This is a genomic window from Lysinibacillus halotolerans (assembly GCF_003711845.1).
GTDB lineage: Bacteria > Bacillota > Bacilli > Bacillales_A > Planococcaceae > Ureibacillus > Ureibacillus halotolerans.
Genome location: NZ_RHLQ01000040.1, coordinates 1 through 16,390, shown reverse-complemented (window position 1 = coordinate 16,390; position 16,390 = coordinate 1). Strand labels below are relative to the sequence as shown.

Sequence of the window (16,390 nt, the reverse complement as noted above, 5' to 3'; positions counted from 1 at the left end):
CATTTTATACGGATGAACAAGAAAATTGTTTCAATATATAAAAAAAGTGCCCTAAATATTCTAGGACACTTTTACAGAAAAAATTAGTCTTCTCTACGACGTGGTGAACGACGACGTTCTCCACCTTCACGACGACCACCTTCGCGACGTCCATCTTTACGACCACCTTCACGGCGACCACCACTGCGGCCACCACGACCGTAATCACGACGACCACGGGAATCTCCACTACGGCCACCGCGACCTCCAGAAGAAGTTTTACGCATTGGTAAAGGACGTTCTTCCGTAATCGTTACTGGTGTATCATCAGGTTCTTTTGTCATATATTTAATCGCTGCTGCAACTAAATCTACTGCATCATGATCTTCTAATAGTTGATTCGCTAAAATGCGGTAATCACCTAGTTCATTTGCTTGTACAATTTCAATTAAATTTTCCATTGCCACTTGTTGTTGTCCAACTAAAGCTTCTGATTCAGTTGGTGGACGAAGAGGTGTCATACGTTTTTTCGTTGTTTCCTCAACAATACGTAAGTAACCCATTTCCCGTGGTGTTACAAAAGTTACCGCTAAACCAGATTTACCTGCACGACCTGTACGACCGATACGGTGAACGTAACTTTCTGGATCTTGTGGGATATCAAAGTTATAAACATGCGTTACACCAGAAATATCAAGTCCACGAGCAGCAACGTCTGTTGCAACTAAAATGTCAATTTTATTTTCTTTAAATTGACGTAATACAGACATACGTTTTGCTTGGCTTAAGTCACCATGAATTCCTTCTGCTAAATATCCACGGATACTTAACGCTTGTGCTAGTTCGTCAACGCGGCGTTTTGTACGTCCGAATACGATAGCAAGTTCCGGTTGGTGAACATTGATTAAACGAGTTAAAATATCGAATTTTTCGCGTTCTTGCGATTTTACGAAATATTGGTCGATGTTTTCAACTGTCATTTCTTTTGATTTAATTTTTACTTCTTCAGGGTTTTTCATGAAGTTCGTTGCAATTTTACGAATTGCAGGTGGCATTGTAGCCGAGAATAATAATGTTTGGCGTTCTTCAGGAACGTTTTCTAAAATAGCATTAATATCATCAATGAATCCCATATTTAACATTTCATCCGCTTCATCTAATACAAGCGTTTGAACACTGTCTAATTTTAATGTACGACGATTAATATGGTCGATAATACGTCCTGGAGTACCAACGATAATTTGTGGTTTATTTTTTAACGCACGAATTTGGCGTCCAATATCTTGACCACCGTAAACTGATAATAGTTTTACTCGTTTGTCATAACCGATTTTGTAAAGCTCTTCAGATACTTGGATTGCTAATTCGCGAGTAGGAGCGATGATTAATGCTTGAATTGATGGATTTTTTGGGTCAATTCGTTCAATTAGTGGAATACCAAAAGCTGCAGTTTTACCAGTTCCTGTTTGCGCTTGACCGATAATATCTCGGCCTTCCATTGCAAACCTAACTGTTCCTTCTTGGATTGGTGTGGCTTCTTCAAATCCCATACGTTTTAATGAACGTAATGTCGATTCGCTAATATTTAATTCTGAAAAATTTGTCAAACTCTTCAATCTCCTTTTTTCCTTTAAGTTGACAAATGGTTACATTTTCAGATGAAATGTCGGCAAACTAAGGGCCTAAGTTTGGAACGTTTCCGATACTTAATAATTCTCTGCTTGCGTTCAGAGAGCGATTTTATATGAAAAGGAAAGCCCGGTCTTTGCCGAGCGGTTCAATTCTATACTTTTTAGTTCTTTCATTATCAATAGAATAAAACCGTTAAATTCAAAAAAAAGCACTCTTCATCAGAAATTTGTGAAGAGCCTTCGCACAAAATGTATCCATTGCTTCATTTAGTCTATCATGGCTCATCACTGCAATGCAACGATATTGTTCTAGTTGTAATATTCGTAATTTATACTTTTCCTTGTGAAAAATTGATGACTTTAGGAAACCATAAGTCACAATCATCACTATAACAAATGTGATGCTTCCCTTTTGGTGAGAAATAAATTTGTTTTTCCTTTGAAGGAAGTTGATCATATAACAGTTGTGCTGTTGCATAAGGAACTATACCATCTAATCGACCTTGAGCGATAAAGGTAGGTACATCAATTCTATGCATGTATAACTTTACTTCACGAACAATTTTCATAAATTGAAAAGTTGCACTAACAGGTACATTTTTTATTTTGTTCTTATATCGATTAAATAATTCGTTATCTTTTAATTGCCCATACATTGCCTCTCTTGCCATTAATCGTATATCCTTCAACAGCTGACTATGGGCAACATATTTTGCAGCCGCACTTAATAAAACAAGCTTTTTCACTTTATATCTCGTTGCTAAATAAAGGGCAATCATACCGCCCATGGAAAACCCAACAATATAAATTTCATCTACTTTCTTCGCTAGTTGGCGATAGGCAATTTCAGCATCCATTAGCCAATGCTCCGCTTTGTAACCTTTCAATGAGAGACTGTTACCATGTCCCATAAAAGTTGGCTTTTCGATTATCCAATTCGTATTGTTTTCTATATATTTTGCAAGGGGCTCAATTTCGTATGGTCCACCTGAAAAACCATGTAACATTAGAACACCGATTTTCATTCATAGTCCCTCCACATAACTCTACATACATTGACAATACTAAAAAAGATGTCACTAAACCAATAAATGGCTTAATAAACATCTTTTTTAATGTGACTAAAAGGATTTTAAAATCGTCTCTAATTTCATACCACGGGAACCTTTTAATAAAATTAACGATTGATCATCAGCATATTGATTGATATACTGGACAATTTTTTCATAATCATCGTTTGTATACAATAAGTTTGCTTCTGCAAACTTGCCTTTCAGTTGTTCATAAAGCCATTTCATACGTGAGCCAAATAAACAAACTCTAGAAATTTTTGATTCATCAATAACCGATGCGATCTGCTCATGGAACTGCTTTTCATTTTCTCCTAATTCCAGCATATCCCCTAGAACAAGCCATTTATCTTCCCTTATGGAAGTCGTTTGAACGAACTGGATAGCTGCTGTCATAGAAGTTGGTGCAGCATTGTAAGCATCATTAATAAATATTATTCCCTTTTCAGTTGGAACTAATTGCATTCGCATATCTGTCAAAGTAACTTGTGCTAATCCTTGACGAATTTGTTCTTCATGTAGCCCAATCGCTTTTCCTACAAGCATCGCATTTAATGTATTTTTCACTTGATGCTTACCTAGTACTGGAATGAAAAACTCACCGTTTAATTCGCCACGAACTGTAAAACGACTGCCCTTTTCTGTAGTTTCAATGGAAGTGGCAACTAAATCGTTTGAACTTTGGAAGCCAAAGGATTTTGACTGTAGATGAGTCTCTTTATTTACTAAATGTTGCAGCAAAGGCTCATCCCCATCATAAAATAAAATGCCCTCACGATCTAATCCTTGGATAATTTCAAACTTTGCTTGCGCAATTCCTTCACGGGAACCTAAGTCTTGCATATGGGCTTCCCCAATATTCGTAATAATAGCGAAATGAGGTTTTGCCATCTTCGTTAAAAATTCAATTTCGCCAAAACCGCTCATTCCCATTTCTAAAACAGCGATTTCAGTATCTTCATCCAAGTTTAATAAGGTAATTGGTAATCCTAATTGATTATTGAAATTACCAATCGTTTTTTGAACTTTATAAAAAGGTGTTAACATACTTGCTAAAATATCTTTAGAGGAAGTTTTTCCATTTGATCCTGTGACACCGATAAATTTCCCTCTATGTTGGTTTCGATATGCCCGCGCCATTTGTTGTAATGCAAGTTCTGCATCATCCACAAATAAAATTGGTTTATCTTTTGGAGGATTTGGTTCGTCCTTTAACCATAGGGATGCAGCTGCACCCTTTTCAAAGGCTTGCTCGACAAACTTATGTCCATTTACCGATTCACCACGAAAGGGAATAAATAAATCCCCTTGTGAAATGGTGCGTGTGTCGATTGAAACCCCTGTCACTACTGTTTCAACAAAATCTACAGAATCAATTGATAACCAATCAGCAATTTCTTTTATCGTTCTTTTCATCGTTTATCACTCTAATCTCGATTGTATTGTAATTGTTGTTTTTCTGTATAACGTTCAAGTCCTAGCTCAATTAACGTATCGATTAATTGAGGGTAAGGTACACCGGTATGTTGCCATAAAAGCGGATACATACTAACAGGTGTAAAACCAGGCATTGTATTAACTTCATTAATGTATACTTCATCATTTTCTGTAACGAAGAAATCGGCACGTACTAGTCCTGAACAATCTAAAATTTTAAATGCATCAACTGCCATTTTTCTCATCGACACTTCTACAGTTGAAGGTATTTTGGCAGGAATGATTAACTCAGTTGAATCGTCCTTATATTTAGAGTCATAATCATAAAACTCTGTTACCGGTTTTATTTCACCTGGAACTGATACTTTCGGGTCATTATGGCCTAACACACCCATTTCCACTTCCCGGGCCTCAATACCTTGTTCCACAATTACTTTACGGTCATACAGAAGCGCAAATTCAATTGCTTTTACTAATTGTTCTCCATTTGAAGCTTTACTTATCCCTACGCTTGAACCTAAATTAGCAGGTTTAACGAACATAGGCCATGTTAACTCATTTTCACATTTTTCTATGATCGCCTTTTGATTGTCATCCCACTCTTTTCGGATGAAATAAACATATGGTACTTGTTTTAAACCAGCTACACTAAATAATTGCTTCATGACTACTTTATCCATACCAGCAGCAGAAGCTAAAACACCATTACCTACATAAGGGAAATTTAATACTTCTAATAAACCTTGAACCGTTCCGTCTTCCCCATTTGTTCCATGCAATAATGGAAAGATTACATCAAAATCGGCTTTTGCATTTTTATCTAAAATAAATTCTGTAATATCATTGGGCGAATTTACTTCCCTTTTAAATTGTAATTGTTCGATTGATTCAACCGGTTGTGTTAATTGAGGTCCTCTAAGCCATTGTCCATCCAAGGTAATAAAAATCGGATGTACTTCATATTTTCCATAATCTATAGCTTTTGAAACTGCTGTCGCTGTTAATAAAGACACTTCATGCTCAGCAGATTTTCCTCCATATAATAAACCAACGCGCTTTTTCATTTTTTGACCTCCAAATATTGAGTAGTTCTAGTTTACCATGAAATCTTATGAACAAAATAAACAACTTCATTTTATCAATTTTATATTACAGCTCTTTCACAAATAAGTTAAAAAAACTCCCTGTCAAAAAAGGTGCTATGACAGAAAGTTTAAGTGATTTTAATTAGTTCATCGTAGTTTTGTTTTAATATTACGTGCAAATCATCCCACACTTCATCTGGATAATCATAGTCAGAAAGAGTACGAATTTCAATACCGTAGCTGTTATTTGGTTTTTCCATCTTATAAAGGGATAGCAAAGCTCCCTCTTTCACAAAAGGACGATAAGCCTTTAAAACGACGGGATCTAAAGCTGGAATGGCATCTTTTGATTTTCTACGCCAGAAACTTCCATTCACTTCTTTTTCCTTAATTAACTGATTAAATAAATTGGAAACGATAAATTCTGAGTCATTTAAATAACGGAAATAAACTTTCGTTAATTTATCGTTTTCAGATGAATAATACACGTAGCGATTTTGCAATTTCGAAAAGAATGCCGAGTGAATCGGTTCTTTTTTATGACTTATATATAGCAGTTCAGCTTGTTCAGTCGGTGTAAGTTGATTTAGCCCCTTTTCATTCGCAAAGTCAACCCAACATAAATCTATATCACTATCAGCCGATTTTTTTACAAAATCATGTAAATCTTCTAATGGTACAAAATCAAATTGTGTATTCATGTTGAATGAGCTGTCTTCGTAAGAATGTTTTAATAATAATAAATTCGGAATTGGATCGACCGCGTTTACAAACTGCTTTAATGATAAACCACTGTATATTACAAAATGATCGACATCATTCATATGTATAAATAAATGGTGAATAAAGTCTTCAGCAGTCTTTTGTTTTTTTGCCATACGATCACTCTCCCAATAATTCGCTCAATAGCTATTATATGATGTAATCTTTAAATTTGAAACATTTTCATCCCTTTTTCGTCACAACTTTAGATATAATAGGAAGTCCCCTTTTAATCATTTATATGGTAAAGTAAAATAGGCAAATGTTAAAAGGGCTTTATGAATAATCTTAAGATTAATTAGGTGGAAAAAATGGAAAATAATCGAAATTTTGCAGGCCGATTCGATTGGAAGCTTGCTTTTATACTTTTTGGCTTTCTAATTATTAGTTTGTTAGCCATTTCATCTGCTCAAACTTCAGGTCAATATGGGGCGACAAACTTCGTAATTAAACAGCTACAATGGTATGTCATTGGAGCATTTATTGTAGCGTTCGTTATGTACTTTGAACCAGATCAATATAAAAAAATGTCTTGGTACTTATATGGATTTGGTATATTTCTTTTGCTCATACTTGTCTTCTTACCCGAAGGCCCTGGTCAATTAGGAGAAAGAATTAACGGAGCAAAGAGTTGGTATCACTTACCAATCGGTAATATTCAACCATCTGAATTTATGAAGACTTTTTATATACTGGCAATGGCGAAGTTAATTAGCCATCACAATGAAAAGTATTCAATGAAAACGATTAAAACGGATTTCATACTTTTAGGAAAAATTGCTATTACTTTATTTATTCCGTTAGCTTTTATTATGACTCAACCTGACTTAGGTTCTGCCCTTGTATTTTTAGCAATAACAGCAGCGTTAATTATTGTTGCAGGGATTTCGTGGAAAATCATACTACCAGTTTTTGTTGCTGGCGTTTCCGTCGGTGGAGCTTTGCTATGGATGGCTCTATATATGCAAGACTTTCTCGAGGATAAATTCGGATTACAACCATATCAATTTGCACGTATTTATTCTTGGTTAGACCCTTATTCTTATTCATCGGATTCTGGTTATCATCTCATCACTTCATTAAATGCTATTGGTTCAGGCGAAATTTTCGGTAAAGGATATATGGACAGGGAAGTTTATGTTGCGGAAAGCCATACCGATTTCATTTTCACCGTCATCGGTGAAGAATGGGGATTCCTTGGCGCAAGTTTTGTTATTTGTTTATATTTCTTATTAATTTATCATTTAACGAAAACAACGTTAACGTTAAAAGACCCTTTCTGCACTTATGTTTGTGCAGGAATTATTGCTATGATTACTTTCCACGTATTCGAAAATATCGGTATGACCATTCAACTTTTACCAATTACAGGTATTCCACTGCCATTCTTAAGTTATGGAGGTAGTTCGTTAATGGGGAACGCCCTCGCCATTGGTTTAGTATTTAGTATGAAATTTCATTACCGAACATACATGTTTGCAGCCAATGATGATGATTAAAAGTTTATAAAACAAAAATTCCCGACTTAAAAAAGTCGGGAATTTTTGTTTTATACTAGATTTAATAATTTTTATACTTGTGGAGATTGAGTTGGTGGTGTTAATACTTTAAGTAATTCAAGACGCGACTTTGTAACTGTTGCAGTAACACCTAATTTAGATAAATTCGATACGATTTTTTTTAAGTCTACTTCCTTTGTCATACTTTTTCCACCTAACCTTCCAATTATATTATCATTAACGTTCTAAACTGTAAAAAAGTTTCAACTACTAAAAGGTTTAACGTCATTATTTAAGTCCATCATAACATGTTTCCTACAAAATATATTTTTCAATTTTGTTACAGCTTGTAAATTGTCAACTGAATTACCTTTAAATTTATATTCCATTTTTGAAACATTTTATTCGTTCGTTAATGTTAATTTAACCAAAAATTCCTTATTTTAAACCAATATGCTAACAAAACTTTTAGTAGATTCTTTAAATAAAAAAATTTTCCTGCATATTTCATAAAAATGGTGCGTATATTACTATGCGCATTGTTTTCTTAATATTATTTTAAAACGTATGTTTAATTTAAGAAAAGATGTGAAAAATGCTTTTATATTTATAATTCAAGTACGATAAATTTTGGGGGATTAAAGTGGCAACTCGAACTTTTATTGAATTACCGCACCAATTAGAATGTTTTCGAGATAAAATTGAATCCTCCGTAAAAAATGCCACAATTATTACTCCTAAACATTCCAATCCTTCATTTACAACAAGTAAATTGGCAGGATACCCCTATATGCCAAAGTCATACCTCCATCCTAAAGATTCTGATGGAGATTATATGTTGTTATTAGCCCAAATTAATTTTTCAGAAATGCCCCCTCAATTTCCATTTCCAAATTTCGGATTGCTGCAAATTTTTATTTCTAAAAAATTTTGTTATTGGACTGAAAAGAAAGTTGAACTTCTTTTTCAACAAGATTTTAAAGTACGTTACTTTCCTTCACTTCTTTCGGATTCGAACTTAGTAAAAGATTTCACCTATTTAGAATTAATAGAGCACTTTCCAATTCAACAAGAAATGGGGTTATCCTATAAACAAATAGTTGAACCCGTATCTGCAACAGATTATCGACGGGAACATTATTTCCAATTATCTGATCCTTTTAACATTGATGACCCTACTTTAGAAGATATTTATTTGAAACAATTTTTAGCTGCCGATCATAAAATAGGAGGTTATCCATATTTTATTGAATCGGATACAAGAAGAGGATCACCGTTACTAGAAAAGTTTAATACTGTATTACTTCAAGTTGTTTCAAATGATGAACACGGAATTATGATTGGAGACACAGGAGTATTCAAGTTTTTTATTAACGATAAAAAGTTACAAAATTCCGACTTTTCTTCCATCTATTTTGTAATGGAGCAATATTAACAATATTTCATTTGTTACAATTCGATAGATAATTAAGTTATAATTACTGTGACTAAATATAAAGTAGGTGCAGTCATATGAGTATTTTTTTTAATACCATAACTGTTATTCCGATTATTCTTATTTTAAATATTATCTTGGCAATCACAGTTATCTTTTTAGAACGAAGAGACCCGACTTCTACTTGGGCATGGATTCTTGTACTATTTTTCCTTCCTTTAGTTGGGTTTATTTTGTATTTATCTCTTGGAAGACAAATGCGCAAAAAACATTTATTTCGATGGGAAGGACAAAAAGATATTGGAATCGATAAGTTAATCACCTATCAAATAGAGGCTTTGGAAGAAAACACATTAGACTTTCATACCGAGGAAGTCGGTAAACATAAAAGTTTAATTCATATGAATTTAAAAACGAGCGATTCGGTTTTAACGCAAGATAATCATATTGAAATTTTTGATGACGGTGAAAAAAAGTTTGAAGCATTAATTGAAGATATATTAAATGCGAAAGACCATATCCATATTCAATACTACATTTTTAAACTGGACCATTTAGGAAGCCGAATTATTACTGCGCTAAAAAAGAAAGCTCAACAAGGTATAAAAGTACGTATTCTTTATGATGAAATGGGCTCTCGTGGGGTTAAGAAACGACATTTTAAAGAGCTAATAGAATTAGGAGGAGAAATAGAAGTATTTTTCCCTTCCATCCTTCCTCTTATTAATCCTAGATTAAATTTTCGTAATCACCGAAAAATCGTGATTATTGATGGGCGTGTCGGATATATAGGCGGTTTTAATGTAGGGGATGAATATTTAGGATTAAATAAAAAGTTTGGCTACTGGCGTGATACCCATTTAAGAATTGAAGGGAGTTCAGTCCATCCATTACAAACTCGTTTTTTACTTGATTGGAACCAAGCGAGTAATAACAACATTGTCTATTCTGAAAGGTACTTTCCTGCCATTCCGAAAAAAGGCGATGTTGCAATGCAAATTGTATCCAGCGGACCAGATACAGAATGGCCAGCTATTAAAAATGGCTATTTAAAATTGTTAATGAGTGCAAAACGGTACATTTATATACAAACTCCTTATTTCATACCTGATAATAGTTTCCTAAATGCAATTGAAATTGCCGCATTATCTGGAATTGATGTTAGAATTATGATTCCAAATAAACCTGATCATATGTTTGTTTACTGGGCGACTTATTCTTATGTAGGGAAATTATTAAGAGCTGGAGCAAAAGTCTTCATTTATGAGAAAGGGTTCATCCATGCCAAAATGATTGTCATCGATGATGAAGTTTCAACTGTTGGTACGGCGAATATTGATGTACGTAGCTTTAGTTTGAATTTTGAAGTGAATGCCTTTATTTATAATCGTCCTATTTCTCATGAAATAGCAGAGATTTTCGAAAAAGATATATTGGATTGCACAGAACTAACATTAGAAAAATATGAAAATCGGTCTAATTTTATTAAATTTAAAGAATCCATTTCTCGATTACTTTCACCTATACTTTAAAAGAGGCTGGGACAAAAGAAAAATGTTAGACCAAAATTGTAAATGGTCTAACATTTTTTTGCGGTATAAAGGCGTAATCGAAGTTTTAAATCAGAAAGTTAATGCCCGACTTTTAGATTTCCTCAAAAATTCGAGTTATGTCCCAGCCTCTTTCTATTGAATGCCTAAATATTCTTCTAAAGTTAAATTGGATTCTTTCACTTTTGTTGCTAGTTCCACACCTAAATAACGAAAATGCCACGATTCATACATATAACCCGTAATTGCTTCTTTTCCCTCTGGATAACGTAATATAAAACCATATTTATGGGCGTTTTCCACTAACCATTTACCCGCTTCCGATTCACCAAATTCAGCTGTTAACCATAAATCCTCTTTCCCCTTTTCACCAATATCAAAGGCTAAACCAGTTTGATGCTCAGAATAACCAGGTCTTGCGCTGTAACGGTCTGCATTTTCTTTTCCGTCACGACTAACATAATTATTGTACAAAACTTCTTGGTATTCATATGAACGGTACGTACTAAAAGCATTTAGTTCAAAACCGGCAGTTTTTGCATCGGCCGCCATTTTTTCAAAAGCTGCACGTGCCTCTTTATTTTCACCAGGCGCAAAATCAGCTGGTAACGGGTATTTTTTATTGGCGATTAATACCCCATCAACATACGTAGGCTCCGTTGGTAAAGTTTGACCTTCTATATAGCCACCATTCTCTAAAGGTTGCTCTTGTTGTTTTGCAGGTTCTTCTGTTACTTCAGTTTGTTTTGGTGGTTCAATTTCTTCTTGAACCGGTTGTTCGGGTTGCTCCGTTTTTTCTTTCGCTATATCCGTAGTGTTTGGTTTCGTTTCTATTAATTGCGGGTATTGTTTTACTAAGATTATTGCACCAACTATTACAATAAGGACAATGGCGCTACTAACACCTATCCATATATATTTCTTTTTATCGTTTTTCTTTTTGTTTACATAAATTGAACGTTTCATTTTGGATTTGCCTCTTTCCTCTACAATGCTTCTATTTTAGCACTGTTCTTGCATTTTGACTTTACAATTTATCTAGTTCTTTATGACGTTTTTTAAAAAGAAAAGAAACACGAAATTTACCTTTTAATAAAATATTTTTTCCTTCCATAATAGAAAAACCGAGGATAAACTCCTCGGTTTTAACTCTACAATTTATTTAGCTGGATGTTCAGAATAAAATTTTCTGCCGATATATGTTTGAATAATTAATATTAAACCACTGACTGACCAATATAAAGGTAATGCAGCCATTGAAGAGAATGAAATAAATACAATCATAATCGGAGAAATATAAATCATCAATTTCATTTGAGCTTTTTGTGATTCAGGAACCGTCCATAGGGATACTTTCGCTTGGATAAAGTAAACGATACCCGCAATAACCGTCATTAAAATATCAGGCGAGCCTAAACTAAACCAAAGGAACTCATGAACCTTTACATCTTGTGAATAAAGAATTGCAAAGTATAATCCCGTAATAATTGGCATTTGAATAATAATTGGTAAGCAACCCATATTTAACGGATTAATACCATTTTCACGATATAGCGCTAACATTTCTTGTTGTATAGCCATTTGTTCTTCTTTAGTTTGGGCTGCTTTTAATCTTTCTTGGATCTCTTCCATTTTCGGTTTTACGATATCCATTTTAGATTTCATTTTTGATTGTTGACGATAGTTTTTCAACATGAAAGGCATCAAAATCAATCGAATTACAATCGTAATTGCGATAATGGCTAAACCGTAGCTACCGTTAAATAAATCATTTCCTAAAAATTCTAGTAACCAGTTCATCGGTCTAACAAAAGTGCTATAAAAGAAGCCTTCCTGATTTTCAACCGCTTGGCATCCTGTTAGCACCATTAACAAAAGGCCTAGCATTGAAATAAGTTTCAATTTTTTCATTTTTCCACCTACTATTAAGTTTAGCTAATTTGAAGTATACAGTATTAAGAATATGAATATCAAATTACAGCTCATATTATTAAATTACCATTAAAGTGAAATACAGTTGGCAATATATTTGCCAACTGTATCTAGTTCATTTTATACTTTTTCCAGCTCTACTTCTGGTATTTCAAATCGATAAAATTCATGATGCAATTCATCTCGGAAATGCTTCGGAGTAACACCGGTGTACTTTTTAAAGATTCTTGTAAAATAACTTTGGTTACAGAAGTGGAATTGCTCGGAGATCGAAGTAATACTTTTATTTGTATGTCGCAAATAATATTGGGATTCTTCTACTCTTCTAACATTTAAATATTCAACTAAAGTTATTCCAACATGTTCTCTAAAAATACGCGATAAATGACTCGTACTAATATGGAATTTTTGCGCAATACTCTCAACTGTTAAATCATTTTCGAGTTCATCATTTATGTACATAATCACTTTATTAACTGTTTGATGTCGGAATGTTGGTTGTTTACGATCTGCAATAAAATGAACATAAAAATCAATTAAATCATCTGCAAATTGTAGAAATTCAGCATCCTTCATTTTATTTTCAATCATATCTGCACAAGCTAAATTAAAGGCAAAGGCTTTTCTTGAAGGAACTTGATTATCCAATAATTTACGTGCAACGATTGATGAAAGAACAATAAAGTAATTCCGAACAATTTTGATTACTTGCCTGCCAAATCGTATCGAAAGTATATCGATCATTTCATGTAAAGATTTTTTTGCTTTTGCCGACTCTAAGTGAAAGACTTCAAATAACAGCTTAGATTCAATATTAAAGAAATCTTCAATCCCGTTATATTGATTTATACTGTCAATTTCTTGAAAGTACCTTTTAGAAATTGTTTCAGTTATTGAATGTTGATGTAGCTGCATAGAATACCCCATCTTTCTTCAGAATGCAAAATGCATAATTAATTTCCAATTTATAAGCATCATCAAAAAAGTGAGAAATAAAAATTATATCTTCAAAATAGAATAGAATTTTATTAATACTTTTCGCTATGTAATCATACCTTGTTACTTATTGAGTAGATTATGCTATAAATTTCATTTATATTATAAGATAAATGAGAATAAAGAATTAAATATGTTTAACTAAAGTGAATATTACCATAATTTCATATTTTTTCAACTCAATTTTTTGTTAAAAACTAGTAATGAATTGTTCTATAGAAGAAATACTATAGTTAATTTCTTATTAAATTACACAATTTTATTCTAAAAAATTTAAAAAGAGACAGAATAACAATATGAAATTTTTTGTTACTGAAAAATCCTTATTTATTCCACAATCTTCTCTATTTCAATTATTTAAATATGTAGTAAAATATATGTTATATTATAGTAAAATGTATACAAAAATGAGGTGTCATAAAGTGGATCCAAAACAAATTGAAGAGATCATGGATATTATTAAAGATTTCTTCCCAGAAAATACGTCAATTGCAGTGTCGGATACAAATGAATATTTGTATTATCAACCTAGTAAGAAAATAGATTTAAAAATTAAACCTGGTGACCCAGTAAAAGAAGGATCTGCAGCTCATAAAGCTCTTACATATGGCCAAAAAATCAATACTTATATCGAGCCTGATGTATTCGGAGTTCCTTATTATGGGATGAGTATTCCTTTAATTGAGGAAGGAGAAACAAAGGGTGCCATTACAGCTATCTTCCCACAAAAGCCATCACCATTTTTAACAAACTATATTACAATTAAAATTGACGATTGTTGGTATCCAATTAAACACAACCAAGTAATTTATCTTGAAACACAATTGCGTAAAACATTTGTAAAAACAATGAACCGCGAAGGATACCACCGTTTAAATTTAAGTGACCTTGAACTGTTCCTAGCTCAAGATTCATTTATACGCTGCCATAGATCTTACATTGTAAATATCGATTATATTGATGAAATCCAACCGGATTCCCATTCCACTTTCCTATTGATTATGAAAGACGGAACAAGAATCCCTGTAAGCCAACGATATGCAAGTTATTTCCGTCGTTCATTAGGATTTTAAAAGTAAAAATTTGATTTACAACACCCTTTGACATCTTCAAAGGGTGTTTTGTATTTTTATACAATGCAAAATTCGGCATTTTTGTCTGTTAAAGCTCGATTTTTATCGAAAATTACATTTTTTTCTCTATTAATCGTTTTTTAAGCACTTTCATGCGTTTTTTGAAGAATTTGTGACATTTTGGTGTTATTATTATTTATACAAATTGAGTAATTACTCAACTAAATGTACAGAAAAATTTACAAAATTTTCTTTTTTTATGACTAACATATCTATTTAGGGGAGGATTTTTAATATGGATCCAAGAGTTGAGAAACGTTTAGGATTAAAACAATTAGCAAATAACGTCGTATCTGCTGAAGAAGCTGCAAAACTTATTTCTGATGGCGATGTAGTTGCAATGAGTGGTTTTACCCGTGCTGGAGATGCAAAAGTTGTACCAATGGCATTAGTAGAACGTTCTAAAAATGAAAAATTCAAAATTGACATTTACACTGGTGCATCTCTTGGTCCAGAAGTAGATAAGTATTTAGCAGAAGAAGGGGTTATTCGTAAACGTGGACCTTTCATTGCAGACCCAGGTATTCGTAACAAAATTAACTCTGGTGATGTTTTATATGTAGATGCTCACCTATCTCATAATGCTGAATTAGTTCGCCAAGGAATTATTGGCCCTATTAAATATTTAATTGTGGAAGCTGCTGCGATTACTGAAGATGGATTAATTATTCCTACAACTTCTGTAGGTAACTCACCTGTATTTGCTGAGTATGCAGAAAATATCATTGTTGAATTAAACATCTCTCACCCGGAGAGCCTTATCGGAATTCACGATATTTATGTTCCTGCACCACAAGGACAACGTGAACCAATTCCAATGACAGATGCTAAAACACGCATTGGTGAAATCGGTATCAAAGTTGATCCTGCGAAAATTAAAGCAATTGTTATTTCAGAAGAGCCAGATGCTCCTTCATTAATCGTACCACCAGACGAAGAAACTCAAACAATGGCTAACATTTTATTAGATTTCTTCCGTTCTGAAATTAAAGCTGGTCGTTTAACAAATAAATTAATGCCATTACAATCTGGTGTTGGTTCTGTAGCAAACGCAGTATTAGATGGCTTTGCAGACTCTGAATTCGAAGACTTAGTTGTAGCATCTGAAGTACTTCAAGATGCAGTATTTAACTTAATCGATGCTGGTAAAGTAAGCTTCGCAGCCGCAACATCGATTACAATTTCTGAAGAATTACAGAAAAAAGTCTACGGCAACCTTGAAAAATATGCTGATAAATTAGTTTTACGTCCACAAGAGATTTCAAACCACCCAGAAGTAATCCGTCGTCTCGGATTAATTTCTATTAATACTGCACTAGAATTAGATATTTACGGAAATGTAAACTCTACACATGTTAGCGGTACAAAAATGATGAACGGTATCGGTGGTTCTGGTGACTTTGCTCGTAACGCTCGTCTAGGCATTTTCGTAACAAAATCTTATGCAAAAGGCGGAGCAATTTCATCTATCGTTCCTATGGTATCTCACGTAGACCATACAGAACATGACGTTGACGTAATCGTAACTGAACAAGGTATTGCTGACCTACGTGGACTAGCTCCAAAGGAACGTGCAGCTTTAATTATTGAAAACTGTGCACACCCTGATTTCAAAGAACAATTATGGGATTATTACAACCGTGCTGTAGAAGCTACTGGTAATGCACAAACTCCTCATATTTTAGAGGAAGCACTTTCTTGGCATGTAAACCTTGCTAAAAATAAAACAATGAAAAAAGAAACAACAAACGCATAATATAAATAAAGAGGCTGGGACATAACTAGCTTCAAATAGTGGGAAAGGTGAATTTGAGGAAACTCAAATTCACCTTTCTCTATTTTTGTATGTAAATTCTTTTTTTCTTTAGTTAATGGCCATGA

General features: G+C 33.5%; 14 protein-coding genes. 5 read left to right on the top strand and 9 right to left on the bottom strand.

Features of this window, described 5'->3' with window-relative positions:
- Positions 1-83: 83 nt before the first annotated feature.
- The 5 genes from cshA to EC501_RS13950 all read right to left on the bottom strand — a co-directional run bounded on the left by cshA (position 84) and on the right by EC501_RS13950 (position 6,080).
- Positions 84-1,586, bottom strand: coding sequence for a degradosome RNA helicase CshA (cshA, locus tag EC501_RS13970; protein WP_122972921.1), 1,503 nt, complete (start codon positions 1,584-1,586; stop codon positions 84-86).
- 353 nt (positions 1,587-1,939) lie between these two features.
- Positions 1,940-2,635 (bottom strand): alpha/beta hydrolase, encoded by a 696-nt coding sequence (locus EC501_RS13965; protein WP_122972920.1) that lies wholly within the window; start codon positions 2,633-2,635, stop codon positions 1,940-1,942.
- A gap of 96 nt (positions 2,636-2,731) precedes the next feature.
- The gene (locus tag EC501_RS13960) at positions 2,732-4,096 is read right to left on the bottom strand and encodes a UDP-N-acetylmuramoyl-tripeptide--D-alanyl-D-alanine ligase (RefSeq protein ID WP_122972919.1); all 1,365 of its coding nucleotides are present in this window, start codon (positions 4,094-4,096) and stop codon (positions 2,732-2,734) included.
- An 11-nt stretch (positions 4,097-4,107) separates the two neighbouring features.
- Positions 4,108-5,181, bottom strand: coding sequence for a D-alanine--D-alanine ligase (locus EC501_RS13955; RefSeq protein ID WP_122972918.1), 1,074 nt, complete (start codon positions 5,179-5,181; stop codon positions 4,108-4,110).
- A 149-nt stretch (positions 5,182-5,330) separates the two neighbouring features.
- Complete coding sequence (locus EC501_RS13950) at positions 5,331-6,080, bottom strand: hypothetical protein (RefSeq protein ID WP_122972917.1); 750 nt, start codon at positions 6,078-6,080, stop codon at positions 5,331-5,333.
- 195 nt (positions 6,081-6,275) lie between these two features.
- On the opposite strand from EC501_RS13950, the gene EC501_RS13945 reads away from it, so the two are divergent.
- Complete coding sequence (locus EC501_RS13945; RefSeq protein ID WP_122972916.1) at positions 6,276-7,463, top strand: FtsW/RodA/SpoVE family cell cycle protein; 1,188 nt, start codon at positions 6,276-6,278, stop codon at positions 7,461-7,463.
- Between the two features lie 71 nt (positions 7,464-7,534).
- Here the strand turns inward: EC501_RS13945 and EC501_RS18740 are convergent, their stop codons facing one another.
- Complete coding sequence (locus EC501_RS18740; protein ID WP_263604146.1) at positions 7,535-7,666, bottom strand: Lmo0850 family protein; 132 nt, start codon at positions 7,664-7,666, stop codon at positions 7,535-7,537.
- A gap of 440 nt (positions 7,667-8,106) precedes the next feature.
- Here EC501_RS18740 and EC501_RS13940 point away from each other — a divergent pair, with 440 nt between their 5' ends.
- Together EC501_RS13940 and cls are read left to right on the top strand one after the other, a co-directional pair.
- Positions 8,107-8,898: a YwqG family protein gene (locus EC501_RS13940; protein WP_122972915.1), complete on the top strand. Its 792-nt coding sequence runs from the start codon at positions 8,107-8,109 to the stop codon at positions 8,896-8,898.
- A 77-nt stretch (positions 8,899-8,975) separates the two neighbouring features.
- A complete protein-coding gene (gene cls / locus EC501_RS13935) occupies positions 8,976-10,430 on the top strand; it encodes a cardiolipin synthase (protein ID WP_122972914.1) in 1,455 nt (484 codons plus the stop codon).
- 153 nt (positions 10,431-10,583) lie between these two features.
- Here cls and EC501_RS13930 read toward each other — a convergent pair whose 3' ends face one another.
- The 3 genes from EC501_RS13930 to EC501_RS13920 all read right to left on the bottom strand — a co-directional run bounded on the left by EC501_RS13930 (position 10,584) and on the right by EC501_RS13920 (position 13,295).
- Entirely contained in the window at positions 10,584-11,414 is an 831-nt protein-coding gene (locus tag EC501_RS13930) for a M15 family metallopeptidase (RefSeq protein ID WP_122972913.1), read from the bottom strand.
- Between the two features lie 192 nt (positions 11,415-11,606).
- Positions 11,607-12,359, bottom strand: a complete 753-nt coding sequence (gene yidC, locus EC501_RS13925) for a membrane protein insertase YidC (protein WP_122972912.1) — start codon at positions 12,357-12,359, stop codon at positions 11,607-11,609.
- 141 nt (positions 12,360-12,500) lie between these two features.
- Positions 12,501-13,295 (bottom strand): helix-turn-helix transcriptional regulator, encoded by a 795-nt coding sequence (locus EC501_RS13920; protein ID WP_122972911.1) that lies wholly within the window; start codon positions 13,293-13,295, stop codon positions 12,501-12,503.
- Positions 13,296-13,798: 503 nt separating this feature from the next.
- Here EC501_RS13920 and EC501_RS13915 point away from each other — a divergent pair.
- Together EC501_RS13915 and EC501_RS13910 are read left to right on the top strand one after the other, a co-directional pair.
- On the top strand, positions 13,799-14,449 hold the full coding sequence (locus EC501_RS13915) for a LytTR family DNA-binding domain-containing protein (RefSeq protein WP_122972937.1): 651 nt from the start codon (positions 13,799-13,801) through the stop codon (positions 14,447-14,449).
- 295 nt (positions 14,450-14,744) lie between these two features.
- On the top strand, positions 14,745-16,265 hold the full coding sequence (locus tag EC501_RS13910; RefSeq protein WP_122972910.1) for a succinate CoA transferase: 1,521 nt from the start codon (positions 14,745-14,747) through the stop codon (positions 16,263-16,265).
- The last annotated feature ends 125 nt before the right edge of the window (positions 16,266-16,390 follow it).

What these genes read in the sequence shown, in the direction of transcription:
- EC501_RS13950 (WP_122972917.1), bottom strand. Translation starts at nt 6,080, where the DNA reads ATGGCAAAAAAACAAAAGACTGCTGAAGACTTTATTCACCATTTATTT.
- EC501_RS18740 (WP_263604146.1), bottom strand. Translation starts at nt 7,666, where the DNA reads ATGACAAAGGAAGTAGACTTAAAAAAAATCGTATCGAATTTATCTAAA.
- EC501_RS13930 (WP_122972913.1), bottom strand. Translation starts at nt 11,414, where the DNA reads ATGAAACGTTCAATTTATGTAAACAAAAAGAAAAACGATAAAAAGAAA.
- yidC (WP_122972912.1), bottom strand. Translation starts at nt 12,359, where the DNA reads ATGAAAAAATTGAAACTTATTTCAATGCTAGGCCTTTTGTTAATGGTG.
- cls (WP_122972914.1), top strand. Translation starts at nt 8,976, where the DNA reads ATGAGTATTTTTTTTAATACCATAACTGTTATTCCGATTATTCTTATT.
- EC501_RS13920 (WP_122972911.1), bottom strand. Translation starts at nt 13,295, where the DNA reads ATGCAGCTACATCAACATTCAATAACTGAAACAATTTCTAAAAGGTAC.
- EC501_RS13945 (WP_122972916.1), top strand. Translation starts at nt 6,276, where the DNA reads ATGGAAAATAATCGAAATTTTGCAGGCCGATTCGATTGGAAGCTTGCT.
- EC501_RS13965 (WP_122972920.1), bottom strand. Translation starts at nt 2,635, where the DNA reads ATGAAAATCGGTGTTCTAATGTTACATGGTTTTTCAGGTGGACCATAC.
- EC501_RS13910 (WP_122972910.1), top strand. Translation starts at nt 14,745, where the DNA reads ATGGATCCAAGAGTTGAGAAACGTTTAGGATTAAAACAATTAGCAAAT.
- EC501_RS13955 (WP_122972918.1), bottom strand. Translation starts at nt 5,181, where the DNA reads ATGAAAAAGCGCGTTGGTTTATTATATGGAGGAAAATCTGCTGAGCAT.
- EC501_RS13960 (WP_122972919.1), bottom strand. Translation starts at nt 4,096, where the DNA reads ATGAAAAGAACGATAAAAGAAATTGCTGATTGGTTATCAATTGATTCT.